Here is a 13,728-nt window from a genome sequence, read left to right on the forward strand (position 1 = left end):
GCCCCCGGCCGGGCCCTCCCGGCGGCGGGAGTCGCGCGAGTCTCCCCATCCCGCGCGTCCAGTCCGCCCCGCCCCGCCGCGCCTACACTTCCGGCATGGACTCCGCCCTGCCGGCCCGCCTCGGCGCGGGCAAGTATCTGCTGGTGACCAGCTACCGGAAGAACGGCACGGCCGTGGCCACGCCGGTATGGGTGGTGCGCGACGGCGACACGCTCGGGGTGTGGACGGCGGCCGACTCGTGGAAGGTGAAGCGGATCCGCGCCCGCCCCGACGTCCTCGTCGGCCCGTGCGACGTGCGCGGCAGGCCCACCGGCGCGCAGGTTCCGGCGACGGCCGAGCTGTGCGATCCGCAGACCACGGCCCGCTACCGCCGCCTCATCGCCCGCAAGTACGGGCTGATCGGCAGGCTCACCCTGCTCGGCAGCCGGCTGCGCCGCGGCACGGACGGCACCGTCGGCATCCGTATCACCCTCGCCGAATGAGCGACGGCCGGCCGCGCCCGAGGCACGACCGGCCGCCACCGCCCCGCCCGCACCAGCCGGCGAGGGCACCGCCGTCAGGACGCGTCCAGCACCGTCCCCGTCAGCTCCGGACCGCCCTCCTGCGGTTCACCGTCGTCGCCGAGCATCACGAACCGCACCGTCTCCGCCTGCTCGGCCACCGAGTCCGCGACCGTCGGCAGCGTCAGCTCCGCGCTCGTCGAGCCCGCCGGGACGTCCGCCGCCAGCACCAGGAACCACAGCCCGGACAGCGGGCGTTCCGGATCCGCCTCCTCACCGGTGTGCTCCATCAGCCAGGCCGCGTCGACGTCCTTCGTGGACAGTTCCGTACCGCCCGCGACCGGCGCGACCGAGAACGCAAGCCACAGATCGACCGCGGCCGGCTCGGACAGCGACACCCGCCACTTCAGCGGCTGCCCCTCCGTCACCCGGTCCGCGACCGGCGTCACCTCGATCCGCGGCATCGGGTCGTCGTTGCGCGCGGTGACCCCGCCGCGATGCGAGCCGACGACCGCGCCGCGCACCGCCTTCACCGCGATGTCGTACGACACGTCGTACGCGTACAGCCGGTCGCCGGTCACCTTCACCGGCACATCGATGTCCCGGCGGCCGGGCCGCACCGTCACCAGCCGGTCCGAGGCCTCACCCGTCGCCGGGTCGAAGACGTACACCCGCACCTGGCCGCTGCCGGAGCCGGAGACCCGCACCGGCACCCGGTAGGTGCGCACACCGCTGTCGCCCTCGTCGACCGTCAGCCGCCCCACGTCCACCCGCGGCATCGCCGCCGCACGCACCGCGGGGGTGCCCGGCTTCCACGCCCAGGCGTCCATCAGCCACGCCTGCCCCGACGCCGACCGCGGCACCAGCTCCAGCGCGGAGACCTGGCGCAGATCGACACCGGCCCGCACGGCGGGCGCCAGCGGCACCCGCACCTCGCGCGCCCACGCCGACGCCGTACGATCGCTGCCCGGCAGCCCGTCGACCCGCACCTGACCGAGCACCGCCCGCTTGCCGCGCGCGTCGGCGACCGCCACGTCCAGCCGCGTACCGGACGTGCCCGGCGGCACGATCACCCGCAGCGCCAGCCGCGGATGCCCGGCCAGCGACATCGGGCGCGCCGCGGTGACCCGGGCCGCCGCGCCGGGCGCCGACCAGGTCAATGCGACCGCCTGACGGCCCGTCTCACGGGGCGCGTCCCACTGCGCGAAGTGAGGGGAGACCCCCTGCTCCTCACCGAGGCAGGCCTTGACCGTGTCGGGGTCCACCGCCGAGCAGAGCCGGGCGCCCGTCACCGAGACACCGTCGTCGGGCAGGAAGCCCGCGCCGCGCCCCGCCCCGACCGCGTGCGTGGGCACCCGCGCCGGGTCCGCCGACGGCGCCCTGCGCCCGGTGCCGTCGAGCAGCTCCCGCGCCCGGTCGTCACCGGCGACGAACAGCCGCGCCGCGGCGGCTATGTAGGTGGAGCCCGCCCGGTGCTGCTGGTCGGCGGTGAGCCGCGTCGGGGTGCCCTGCGAGCAGACCGGGTCCCGCTCCTCCGGGTCGTCCCAGAAATCGTCGTCGGCGGGGGCCTTCGCCTGCCCCGGCGTCCACTCGCTGTTGAAGAAGTTGTGGTTGGCGCCGACCACGTACACCGCGCTGTGCAGCGCCCGGCCCTGGCCGACACCCCGGGTGCCGTCGACGTACACCTCGCCCTGAAGGTCGGAGACGTCACCGTCGCAGCCCGGCAGGATCGTCACCGACGGCACGTCCGCGACCGGGTTCTGACCGAAGATCGTCGGCCCGATCAGCACCGTGCCGCGGATCCGCCAGCGCACCTTGCCGTGGTGGCCGTCCTGGTCGGCGGGCGGCGCGTACAGGCTGTCCATCGCGGCCCGGTTGACGCCCTCGCCGCCCCGCGAGTGGCCCACGAGCAGCACCCGGGACAGGTCGGCGGACGGTGCCTTGCGTACGGCGGCCGGGGCGGTCGCCGGGCGGGCGGCCCAGTCGGCCCAGCGGGCCAGGTGCCGCCGTATCAGCGAGGAACGCGCCTGCGCGCCGCCGTCCTCGGCCGCCCAGTCCTGCCCGTTGACACCGTTCGCGGAGACGGAGACCGTCACATAGCCCTGCGATGCGAGCAGTTGCTGGTCGCGCAGATAGCCGCGGTGGCTCGGGATCGGCTTCCAGCCCTTCGCACAGGGCCATTCGCCGCTCACGTCGTCGCCCTTGTAGCAGGTCGCATGGCGGCCGTGCAGGAACAGCGCGAGCGGGCGCGGCCCCTTCACCCCCTTGGGCGCGACCACCACGGCCTGCATCTCCACCGGCTGGTCGAAGCCCGGCAGCCGTACGGGGGTGAGGGCGTACTCGCCGTTCACCGTGGCGTACGGTCCCGGCCGCCCCGGATCGACGCGGGCCGCGGGCAGTTCGGCCGGGGGTGCGACCTGCGCCGGGGTCTTCCGATCGCGCCGGGCCTCGTCGTCGCCCGCCGCGTCGAGACGCCGCCCGCCCGCGGTGACCTGAAGATTCGTCAGGTCCGTCAGGCCGGTCGTGCGGGCGTCGTCCAGTTCCAGCCGGAAGGTACGGCCGTCCCGCTGCGGTGCGGGCACCCCGAGCAGCCGGTCACCGCTGCGGAACTCCACCCGAGCGTCCCTCATGGGCACTTCGGTGGACGAACGCCACTCCAGTTCCCGGCCGGCTCCCTCCCCGGTGATCCGCCAGCCGGGCGGCAGCGCGTTGCCGTCGGTAGCGGTCGCGTTCGCGGCCCCCGGCCGCTCGGCCGCCTGTGCCGCCGCCGGCGCGGCCCCCGCCAGAGCGAGAACCGCCGCGGCGGCCACCCCTGTTCTTCGGGCGAAACGCAATGGTTCACTCCTCACACCCCGTCCACAGGCGCCCCGTACGTCAGTCGGGGCCCTCTCGACACCGGAGGACGGGACGGGGGAGGGGCGGGTTGCCCGTAGGAGCGAACGTGGCCGAAGGCAGACGGTCGGGCCGGAACCGGTCCCGGGGAGGACGTCGGACACGCCGGGTCGCGGGGCAACTCCGTTACCGCGCAGCCGGGTCGGCGGACCCGGCGGTGTGGAGTCACCGCCGGCACGCAGGAAACCGAGGCGCGCCGCCCCTCGTCAGGAAGGGGCGGCGCGGCGCGGGACGACGGGCCGGGAACGCCGACGGTACGGCATCGGAGGCGGGCGGCCGTTCCGGTCGCCGGTGCGGGAACGGGACCGAGACGGCGTCGGCGCGGGCGGTGCGGGCGGTGCGGCAACCAGGGCCGTGACCACCGGCGCGGGCGGTGCGGGAGGGGGTGCCGTGCCGGTCACCGGTTCCGGTGACGAGGAAGAGGTGGTGGTGCGTCTCGTCGGCGAGGGCAGGTCAGCTCCAGGCGCGGTACGGCTCGTCCAGCAGCTGGAAGACCGGCTCGCCGCGGACCGGGTCCTTGGCGGTGGACAGCCGGACACGGTCGCCGCTGTGGATGCCGATGGGCGGGCCCATCACCCGGCCGCGCACCACGAAGCCCTCGGCCATCTCGATCAGGGAGACATTGCGCGCGGCGGGGGTGTTGCGGTGCACCACCGTGGAGTGGCGGACCGTGCCGATGCCCTCGCTGCGTTCCGTGCGCAGCTCGCTGCCCCGGCAGACGGGACACAGCAGCCGGTGGTACATCGCGGTGCCGCACCAGGTGCAGCGCTGGTAGTGGATGGCGTCCGTGTCCTCGGCGCGCGGCTGGAGGACACCGGCCGCGGATCCGCCTGCCTGCTGAAGGACGGTTCCTGAGTGGTGGTACACGCTGGTCAACTCCCTGCGCTCGGCCGGAAACCCGCGTGCTCGGGGCACCCGTGCACGCCGTGCGCGGCACCGTGCGACCGTGCACGACCACAATGTATGGCACTCAGTGCCATGCGTAAAGGCACTCCGTACCCTCAATTTGGTGAGGGTCCCGTGCGCGCCAGCGTGGACTCGATCTCCCGCACCACCCGCCACAGCGGCGCCCCGCGCCGCGACACGACGACCACCACGTCCTCGGGTTCCTCGGCGGGAGGCGCGGGGGCCGGCTCACCGAACGCGGACTGCACATACCCGAGCGCCCGGTCCACCGCCTCTGTCGCATCGCCCTCGCCGTCCGAGCGCAGCCAGGAACGCAGCGCGTTGTTGTGCGCCGCCACCACCGCCGCCGCGACCACATCGGCGCGCAGAGTGCCGTCGGGGCGGTCCGCGAAACGCCCGCGCAGGTACTCGGCGAAAGCACGCTCGTAGCGCCACACCACCGACAGCTCGTACGCGCGCAGCCCCGGCACCTGCTTGGTGAGGCGGTAGCGCTGCACGGAGAACGCCGGGTTCTCCGTGTACATCCGCAGCACCAGCCGCGCCGCGTCGCACACCCGTGCCAGCGGTTCGTGCTCCTCGCCGCCGGCGGCCAGGAAGGCGGTCATGTCCGCGAGGCAGCGCTCGTGGTCGGGGAAGACCACGTCCTCCTTGGAGGGGAAGTAACGGAAGAACGAGCGCCGCCCCACCCCGGCCAGCGCCACGATGTCGTCCACGGTGGTCTGCTCGTACCCCCGCTCCAGGAACAACTGGAACGCCGCCGCGACCAGCGCCTCCCTCATGGGCGGCCGGCCGCCCGCCGTCTCGGACCTGTCGCCCGGCCCGGATGCCGTACTGCTGGAGCTCATGCACGGAACGTAGCATCCCGGCCAGGCCGAATGGCACTCAGTACCCTCCGATCGGGGTACTGAGTGCCCACCGCGGCCGGCGGCGCCCATGCGGAGGCGGGAACCACCGCCCCGTACGCTTCGCCCGTACCGACACAGCAGGAGTACATGTCACAGCCCCGCAGGCCACGCCTTCTCCACGTCACCGACCTGACCTGCCCGTGGCCGTGACGAAGGCCTCCCTGCACGGCTTCCTCGCCGCGCCCCGGCCGGGGGCCCTGCCGAAGTGACCGGCCTCGGGTTCAGCCCCGCCCGCCGTCCGGCACCCGGATGTCGAGGACGCACACGTCGTCCCGCTGCTCGCCCCGCAGCAGCGCGTCCAGCAGTCCCGTCGTCGCCGGCTGTGCGTCAGGCGTCTGCGCCTCGACGGCCTTCACCAGCCGGGTGAGGCTCGCGTCGATGCTCTCCCCGGGCCGCTCCACCAGCCCGTCGGTGTACAGCACCAGTCGGTCGCCCGCCTCCAGCACCGTCTCGGCCTGCTCGAAGTGCGGTGTGTCGCACGCGCCGAGGAGCATTCCCGTGGGCCGTGGCAGCAGCTCCGCCCGCCCGCCGCGCACCAGAACCGGCGGCGGATGCCCGGCCTGCGCCCACTCCAGCCGACGCTCGCCGGCGTGGTAGCGGGCGAGGATCATGGTCGCGGTGCCGAACGTGTCATGGGTGTGCAGCAGCAGCGAGTTCAGCCGCTCCAGCGCGCCCGTCAGCGACGAACCGGTGCTCACCATGCCCTTCGCGGCGAACCGGAGCTGGGCCATGGTGGCGACCGCGTCGATGCCGTGCCCCGCGACATCGCCGAGGACGAACAGCGCGTCCCCGCCTGCGAGTTCGAGGGCGCTGAACCAGTCGCCGCCCACGTTCAGACCGGACTGCGCCGGCAGATAGGCGACCTCGATCCGCAGCCCCGCCAGCAGCATCGGGTTCTTCGGCAGCGGCAGCAGCGCCTGCTGGAGCCGGGCCGCGATGGTCCGCTCCGCCTGGAGGAGGGCCTGCTGGGACAGGATCGCCCGCTCGCTCTCGACGAGGGCGAGCTCGGCGCTGCGCTGCGCGGTGACGTCCTGTACGAACCCGTGCACCTGGATCGGCGTCCCGCCGCTGTCGGTGACCGCTTCCGCGACGGCCCGCAGATGCCGGGTCCCGTGCCGGGTGCGGACCCGGAACGGCATGTCGAACGGCCGCCCCTCGCGCAGCAGCCGGCCCACCGCGCCCGACAGCGCCGGCGCGTCCTCCGGCACGGCCAGCCCGGGGAGTTCCGCGAGCCGGACGGGCCCGTCGGCGGGGGCCTGGCCGAGCACGGCATAGGCCTGCGCGGACCAGGCCGCCTCGTGCGTGAGCAGGTTCCAGGTCGCCCAGCCGAGGTTGCCCAGCCGCTGGACGTCCGCCAGCCGCTGCTCCTGCCGGTCGGACGGGTCGTGCCGGATCCACGTGGTCATCAGGCCCTCACCGAACCGCACCACGCGCACCACATAGGTGGCCAGTTCGGCGGCGCCGCCGACGGTCTGCCGCTGGGCGAACGGCTCGCTCTCGTACGGTTTCCCGGTCGCCAGCGTGTTCAGGCAGCCCTGCCACAGAGGCTCGTCCGTCACGGTGGGCCGGTATTCCCGCAGCCGCAGCCCGGCCAGCTCCCGGCCGGTACGGCCTGCGGCGAGGCGGCCTGCGGCGAGGCGGCGTCGATACGGAAGTCCTGCACCGCGCCGCCCGCCGACCGCACCGGCGTCAGCAGCAGCGCCGCGCCCGGCAGCGCGTCGAACACGGCCTGGACGAGTCCGGCGGCATCGTCGCTCCCCTCCCCGGCCGGGCTGTCGAGGGAGTGCAGTCGCCCGGCGCACAGGCCCACCGCGGCCCAGATGTGTTCGCGCGCACGCGGCGCGAAAGGCTCGGGCCGGGTCCGCAGCACGCCGATCACGATGTCCGGCCGCTCCCCGGAACCGGCCGGCAGCCAGGCCCGTGACCGCCACCGCTGGGGAGGGTTCCCGATCAGCCGGAACCGCTTCTCCGCGGCGGTGAAGTCCTCCAGCCAGGCCGCCTCGCCCGTGACGAGGGCGTCGTACGGGGCGACGCCGCGCAGCGGCGGCACATGACGCCACTGAGCGGCCAGTGTCTCGTCGACGCCGGCGTACCCGATCAGCTCGATGCCGTCGACCGGCAGCCGGGAGAAGATCATCACCGCTTCGGCGCCGACATCGTGCCGAAGATGCTCCAGCAGGGCCGCCGCGAGGTCCTGCCGGGAGCGGACCAGGACCAGTGCCCGGCCGAGCCGGGCGAGCGCGTCGGCCTCCTGCGCGCCCGGCATGTCGCGGCGGGCGGAATCGCCCGTCGCGGCGGCCGGGGGCCGGGAGGGTTGCGTCCGCGGTACGGCGGAGGGCCGGGACGGCGGCGGCAGGCTGCCCAGGGTGAGCCAGCACTCCTCCAGCAGGGTGCGTCCCCCGCTCTTGGCGCGGCTCACCAGCTCGTCGTACGCGGCTTCCGGGGAGCCTCCGGTGAGGGCCATGAGCGCACCTTTGGCGCGCTCCACCACCGCTGTCGTCGCCGCGAGATCGTGGAGCCGGTCCAGTTCGGCGCGCTGACGCGCGACGATCCTGGTCAGGGCCGCCAGGTCGGGGGTCGCCCCGGAGTCCGACGCATCCTGAACGCTTGTCACGCTCTTGAGCATGTCACAGTTCGACGCGCTCGATCAGATGTGCGGGGTGCGTGGCAGGGGCCGGCGGCCACGGATCCGGCCGTGGTGGGCCGGCCGGATCCGTGGACGGCACGGGGCGGACCGGTGCGGTCCGCCGTGCGGCCGGGGTACTGGGGCGGGGCGCCGGGGCGGTGGCCGGCGGGCGCCCCGGCCGGCGTCAGCGGGACGCGTTGTGCGCGACGAGCGCCTGGGTGACGGTGCGGACGCTGCGGGCGATGTGCTGGAGCTGCATGACCTCGGCCGCGTACAGCTTGATCGTGTGCTCGATCACCGACTCGGGCAGTCCCAGCCGGGGCAGATCGGCGCGGGCCGTCTGAAGCGCGGTGCGGGCGACGCGGATCTCGTGCTGCACCTGGATCTCCGCGTGCCGGGCCAGCAGGACGGGGTGGCGGATCAGCGCCGGGTAGCCGGCGTAGCGGGCCGGCACCAGCTCGCGCAGCCACTTGGCGGCCGAGCGCTCCCAGTCGTAGGTGCCCGGAGCCTTGACCTGGCACGGCCAGTCCGGGCTGGTACGCGTAGTCGTGAGGGACATGAATGTTCGCTTCCGGCGTCGAGGGGTGTCCGACGAGTCTGGGGCGACCCCGGCCTAGGGGATGACCGGGGCCGCCTCAGGGCGCTCGCCAGGCGAGGCCCGACCGCGCTCCCGGGCGCCGACGCGGGTAGGGGACGGCGGCGCGGGCGGTGCGGCCGTGAGCAGTATTTATATATGCCGTCGCCAATGCAAGACGTATGAAAACATTCATGCGCGCCGGTGGTGAAACCCCAGTGGTAAACGCCCTGGCCAGGAATGGTTCTACCGCGCGGTACGGATCCGCGGGGTCAGTCGCGCAGGAAGAAGTGGTGCTGCTCGGCGATCTGCTCGTACTCCTCCAGCCGCGCCTGGGTGCGCTCCGGGCCCGCGTCGGTCATCGCCTGGAGCAGGGCCGCCGCCATCAGCCCGGGGGCCGCATAGGAGTCGAAGACCAGGCGGGAGCCGGTACCGGTGGCGAAGACGACGTCGGCGGTGTCCGCGATCGGCCCCAGCGCCAGGTCGGTGATCAGGGCGACCTTCAGGCCCGCGGTACGCGCGACGCGTACGGCGGTGAGGGTCTCCTGCGCATGGCGCGGCATGGAGAACGCCAGCACCCAGGAACCGCCCGCCTCCCGCGACTGGAGCAGCGTGTCGTAGGCGACCGTGCCGCCGCGGGTGACCAGCCGTACGTCCGGGTGGATACGGCGCGCGGCGTAGGCGAAGTACTCGGCGAGCGACGAGGAGATACGCAGCCCCAGCACGGTCAGCGGCGCCGACTCCGACAGCTTGCGGCCGACCTCGATGACCTGGTCGGGGTCGGCGAAGTCGCGGCGCAGGTTCTCCAGGTTCTCGATCTCGGCGTCCACCGCGGCCTGTAGTTCGTTGCCGCGGCTGACCACGTCCGCCGCCAGCCCGCCGGCCCTGGTGCCGAGCGTGATCGCCTGGAGCCGCTCGCGCAGCGCGGGATACCCGCTGAAGCCCACCGCGCCGGCGAACCGGGTCACCGACGGCTGACTCACCCCGACCCGTTCGGCGAGGTCGGTGATCGACAGGAACGCCGCCTCGGTGATGTGCTCGATCAGGTACTGGGCGATGCGCCGCTGTCCCGGGGACAGCCGGGGTTTGTCGAAGAGTTTCCTGAGCTGGGAAGTCGGGGATGCCTCCGCCTCCGGGGCGGTCTTGCCCGAGGTGATCGCCGATGCCTGTGCGCGTGCCTGCTGAGGCGAGGGCACGGGTGCGCCTCCTTTGTCTCCCACGGTGACTCAACATAGCTCACCCACCGTGCTGACCAGGGCGGGACGGTGGCACCGGATGCCCGTCGCGGCGCGCCGCCGGCCGCGCTCCGGGCACCGGGTGACACCACCGTCCTGACCGCCGGTAGATCGTGATCGAATGGCCGACGTCGTCGACCGGACGCGCCCCGGCCGGCAGTTCCGCCGGCCGACCCCGCGCCTTCGCCGCCGCCGAGTCCGGCCCGGCCAGGCGAGCCCGACCAGGCCGCCGGCCCGGCCCGCCGGATCCGGACGCCCAGAAGTGCGGCTCGTACGACCCGAGGGAGCCCTCGAACTCGTACCGGGCACTGCACGGCACCCGAGGCGAAGCGGGCACGACCCACCCGGACTCGGGCCTGGCCGAGTCCATGGCCTCGTACAGCAGCCCCTCCCGCTCAGCCGCCGGGGTGCGCTCCAACTCCCCCCAGTCCAGCGTCAGTACGGTGATGTCCAGGCCCGTCCGGCCACCCTACGACGTCCCGCACCACCAGATCGGCCCGGTCCCGCGTCGCCGCGACCAGATCCGCGTTGCGCTGGTCGGTGCCCCGCGCCCAGGCCTCCGCCTCCCGCCGGGTCTTGCCGAACCGCTCGTGCCGGGCGGTCAGCCGCCGCAGCCGCTCCTCCTCGTCCAGCTCGCAGAACCACACCTCGTCCAGCCGCGGACGCACCCGCGCCCAGGCGCCGGAGTCGAGCAGCAGATAGTTGCCCTCCGTCACCACCAGCCGCGCGGTGGGCGGAACCGGAACCGCGCCGGCGAGCGGCTGCTCCAGCACCCGTTCGAATCCCGGCGCATACACGACCTCCCGCAGCCCCTCCTCCTCCCGCAGCCGCCGCAGCAGCGCCGCGTACCCGGCAGCGTCGAACGTGTCCGGCGCGCCTTTGCGCTCCCGGCGGCCGAGGCGTTCCAGCTCGGCGTCGGCCAGGTGGAAGCCGTCCATCGGCACGTACGCCACCCACTCCGGCCCGTCGCCGTTGAGGGCGCGCACCAGTTGCTCGGCGAGCGTGGACTTCCCGGCGCCGGGGCTGCCCGCGATACCGAGAACGGCCCGCGGCCGGCCGTCGGCGAGGGCGCGGGCCCGGTCGAGGAGTTCGTCGAAAGAGATCGGCACAGCCCCGAGTCTCGCAGACCGCCTGATACCGATGCGGCGACATGGGGAACCGGTCCGTCATGACGACGGATCTCGGACTGCCCGACACCATCAGGGCGTGCCTCTTCGACCTCGACGGGGTCGTCACACGGACGGCCGTGGTGCACGCGGCCGCATGGAAGGAGACGTTCGACGCGTTCCTCCGGGACCGGGAAGGCCCCGGCCACCGCCCCTTCGACGCCCGCGACTACGACCGGTACGTCGACGGCCGCCCCCGCGCCGACGGCGTGCGCACCTTCCTCGCCTCACGCGGCATCGAACTGCCCGAGGGCAGCCCCGACGACCCGCCCGACACCGCCACCGTCCACGGCCTCGGCAACCGCAAGAACGAGCGGCTGCTGGAGAAGATCCGCACCGAGGGCGTCGACGCGTACGACAGCAGCGTGCGCTACATCGAGGCCGTACGGGCCCGAGGGCTGGCCACGGCCGTCGTCTCGTCCAGCGCCAACACCGTCGACGTGCTGCGCTCGATCGGCGCCGAGCACCTCTTCGACGTCCGCATCGACGGCGTCGTGGCCGCCGAGCGGGGCCTGCCGGGCAAGCCCCGCCCCGACACGTTCCTCGCCGCGGCCGAGGCCCTCGGCGTACCGCCCGCCCAGGCGGCCGTCTTCGAGGACGCCCTCGCCGGCACGGAAGCGGGCCGCGCAGGCGGCTTCGGCTACGTCGTCGGCGTCGACCGCACCGGCCGGCGCGCGGCCCTCTACGCCCACGGAGCCGACCGAGTGGTCACGGACCTGTCGGAACTGACCCGGTAGCCCCGCACAGGCGCCCCAGCAACCGGACGCGTCCGCAACGGACCGCCGCAGGCACTCGGGGTCGCCGGGAACAGCGCGCCGGGCTCCTGCCGGCCCGCCGTACCAGGGGCGCGGGGAACTGCGCGAAGGGCCGCCACCGCTCCAGGTGGACACGCCCCCCCGCATACCCCCGGGGGTACTCATGCTACCGTCGGACACATACCCCCGGGGGTAATACCCCGCGCCCACAGAAAGGTGCAGCCGCCGTGTTCTTCATAGACACCCTGGAAACCCCAGGCCTCGGCAACCGCAGCTACCTGGCGGGAGCCACCCGAACGGCGGTGGCCGTGGACCCACCCCGGGACATCGACCGCGTCCTCACGGCCGCAGCCCACCGCGGCGTCCGCATCACCCACGTCGTGGAGACCCACCTGCACAACGACTACGTCACCGGCGGCCCGGAACTGGCCAGGATCACCGGCGCCGCCTACCTCGTCCCCGCCGACGCCCACGTCTCCTTCGACCGCGTCCCGGTCCGCGACGGCGACCGCGTGGACGTCGCCCCGGAAGCGGCACTGACCCTGCGTGCCGTGGCCACGCCCGGCCACACCCCCCACCACACCGCGTACGCCCTGGAGCTGGACGGAACGGCGGTGGCCGTGTTCACGGGCGGTTCCCTGCTCGTCGGCACCGTCGGCCGGCCCGACCTCGTCGAGCCCCGGCTCACCGAACGCCTCGCCCGCGACCAGCACGCCTCCGCGCACCGGCTGGCCGCCGAACTGCCCGACAGCACGGCCGTCCTGCCGACGCACGGCTTCGGCAGCTTCTGCTCGGCCTCCCGCACGGCCGGCGGCGACGGCACCACCATCGGGCAGGAGAAGGCGTCCCACGAGGCGCTCACGCAGGACGTGGACACCTTCGTCACCGCACTGCTCGCCGGCCTCGACGACATCCCCGCCTACTACACGCACATGGGCCCGGCGAACGCCGCCGGCCCCGCCCCCATCGACCTGACGCCGCCCGAGCGCGCCGACGCCGAACAGATCGCCCGGCGCCTGGCGGCGGGGGAGTGGGTCGTGGACCTTCGGCACCGTGTCGCGTTCGCCGAGGGCCATGTCGCGGGCTCGGTCAACTTCGACGCCGCGGGGCAGCTCGCCACCCACCTGGCGTGGCTGATCCCCTGGGGCAAGCCCGTCACCCTGCTCGCCGAGTCCGCCGAGCAACTGGCCGACGCCCAGCGGGAGCTGGCGCGCGTCGGCATCGACCGGCCGGCCGCCGCCGCGACCGGCGGCCCCGCCGACTGGCTGCGCCCGGGCGAGCGCCCCGCCACGTTCCGCCGCGCCTCCTTCGCGGACCTCGCGGGCTTCGAGGCCCGGCGCCGGGCAGGGAGCATCGTCGTGGTCGACGTACGCCGTACCTCCGAACGCGCGGCCGAAGGGCACATCGACGGCTCGACACACCTGCCGCTGCACACCCTGCACCGGAGGCTGCACGAGGTGCCCGAGGGCGAGGTGTGGGTGCACTGCGCGGGCGGCCTGCGCGCGGCGATCGCCGCCTCCCTGCTGGACGCGGCGGGCCGCACGGTCGTCGCCGTGGACGACACCTTCGCCGCGGCACGGCAGGCCGGACTCGTGGTCGTGGAGAGCCCGACAGCCGCTGCGGCGGCGGACGTGAACGGTGCGGAGCCCGCCCGAACCGGCGTGCCCGCGGGACGCACCGCGATCCGCCCCGGCGCCGGCACGGTGTGACCCGCCCGCACGACACGAACGGAACACCATGACGATCCTCGCCCTGCTCGCCGGGGCCGTGATCGGGCTGACCCTCGGCACGCTCGGGGGCGGCGGCAGCGTCCTGACCGTCCCTGCCCTGATCTACCTGCTGGGCTTCACCCCCGTCGCCGCCACCACCGCGAGCCTGGTCGTCGTCACCGTCACCTCCGCCGTCGCGCTCACCGCACACGCGCGTGCGGGGCACGTCGGCTGGCGTACAGGGCTGCTGTTCGCGGCGGCGGGCATCGTCCCGGCACTGCTCGGCGGGGCGCTCGCCGCACGACTGCCGGACGCGGTGCTGACGGCCGCTTTCGCACTGGTCGCGGCGCCGGCCGCCGCCCGCATGCTGCGCCCCCGCAAGTCCACCTTGGACGCCCGGCGCACCGAGCGCACCGAGCCGACGGAGCGCACCGACCGCACCCACCGCACCCCCACACCC

At 74.3% G+C, this 13,728-nt stretch carries 12 protein-coding genes; 4 read left to right on the forward strand and 8 right to left on the reverse strand.

What is annotated here, in order from left to right; all coding sequences use genetic code 11:
* The first annotated feature begins 95 nt into the window (after nt 1-95).
* A complete protein-coding gene (locus MTQ10_RS19510) occupies nt 96-482 on the forward strand; it encodes a PPOX class F420-dependent oxidoreductase (protein WP_247469820.1) in 387 nt (128 codons plus the stop codon).
* 74 nt (nt 483-556) lie between these two features.
* Here the strand turns inward: MTQ10_RS19510 and MTQ10_RS19515 are convergent, their stop codons facing one another.
* From MTQ10_RS19515 to MTQ10_RS19545, 8 genes are all read right to left on the reverse strand, one after another.
* The gene (locus MTQ10_RS19515; RefSeq protein ID WP_247469821.1) at nt 557-3,334 is read right to left on the reverse strand and encodes an alpha/beta hydrolase family protein; all 2,778 of its coding nucleotides are present in this window, start codon (nt 3,332-3,334) and stop codon (nt 557-559) included.
* Nucleotides 3,335-3,845: 511 nt separating this feature from the next.
* Nucleotides 3,846-4,259, reverse strand: a complete 414-nt coding sequence (locus MTQ10_RS19520; protein WP_247469835.1) for a Zn-ribbon domain-containing OB-fold protein — start codon at nt 4,257-4,259, stop codon at nt 3,846-3,848.
* A gap of 134 nt (nt 4,260-4,393) precedes the next feature.
* The gene (locus MTQ10_RS19525) at nt 4,394-5,143 is read right to left on the reverse strand and encodes a TetR family transcriptional regulator (protein ID WP_247469822.1); all 750 of its coding nucleotides are present in this window, start codon (nt 5,141-5,143) and stop codon (nt 4,394-4,396) included.
* Nucleotides 5,144-5,424: 281 nt separating this feature from the next.
* Entirely contained in the window at nt 5,425-6,762 is a 1,338-nt protein-coding gene (locus MTQ10_RS31495) for a PP2C family protein-serine/threonine phosphatase (protein WP_308404581.1), read from the reverse strand.
* Nucleotides 6,759-7,817 (reverse strand): ANTAR domain-containing protein, encoded by a 1,059-nt coding sequence (locus MTQ10_RS31500; RefSeq protein ID WP_308404582.1) that lies wholly within the window; start codon nt 7,815-7,817, stop codon nt 6,759-6,761. Before MTQ10_RS31500 ends, MTQ10_RS31495 begins: the two co-directional genes overlap by 4 nt.
* 196 nt (nt 7,818-8,013) lie before the next feature.
* On the reverse strand, nt 8,014-8,388 hold the full coding sequence (locus MTQ10_RS19535; RefSeq protein WP_247469824.1) for a hypothetical protein: 375 nt from the start codon (nt 8,386-8,388) through the stop codon (nt 8,014-8,016).
* A 287-nt stretch (nt 8,389-8,675) separates the two neighbouring features.
* Nucleotides 8,676-9,623 (reverse strand): MurR/RpiR family transcriptional regulator, encoded by a 948-nt coding sequence (locus tag MTQ10_RS19540; protein WP_247469826.1) that lies wholly within the window; start codon nt 9,621-9,623, stop codon nt 8,676-8,678.
* Nucleotides 9,624-10,033: 410 nt separating this feature from the next.
* Nucleotides 10,034-10,747, reverse strand: coding sequence for a nucleoside/nucleotide kinase family protein (locus tag MTQ10_RS19545; protein ID WP_247469828.1), 714 nt, complete (start codon nt 10,745-10,747; stop codon nt 10,034-10,036).
* 59 nt (nt 10,748-10,806) lie between these two features.
* Between MTQ10_RS19545 and MTQ10_RS19550 the strand changes: the two genes are divergently transcribed.
* The 3 genes from MTQ10_RS19550 to MTQ10_RS19560 form a co-directional block, all read left to right on the forward strand.
* Nucleotides 10,807-11,541, forward strand: coding sequence for an HAD family hydrolase (locus MTQ10_RS19550; RefSeq protein WP_247469830.1), 735 nt, complete (start codon nt 10,807-10,809; stop codon nt 11,539-11,541).
* Between the two features lie 245 nt (nt 11,542-11,786).
* A complete protein-coding gene (locus MTQ10_RS19555; protein WP_247469832.1) occupies nt 11,787-13,268 on the forward strand; it encodes an MBL fold metallo-hydrolase in 1,482 nt (493 codons plus the stop codon).
* A 28-nt stretch (nt 13,269-13,296) separates the two neighbouring features.
* Nucleotides 13,297-13,728: sulfite exporter TauE/SafE family protein (locus tag MTQ10_RS19560; protein ID WP_247469833.1), on the forward strand; the 432-nt coding region annotated here is incomplete at its 3' end.

The sequence above is a fragment of the Streptomyces sp. XM83C genome (assembly GCF_023072675.1).
In the GTDB taxonomy this organism is placed as follows: domain Bacteria; phylum Actinomycetota; class Actinomycetes; order Streptomycetales; family Streptomycetaceae; genus Streptomyces; species Streptomyces thermocoprophilus.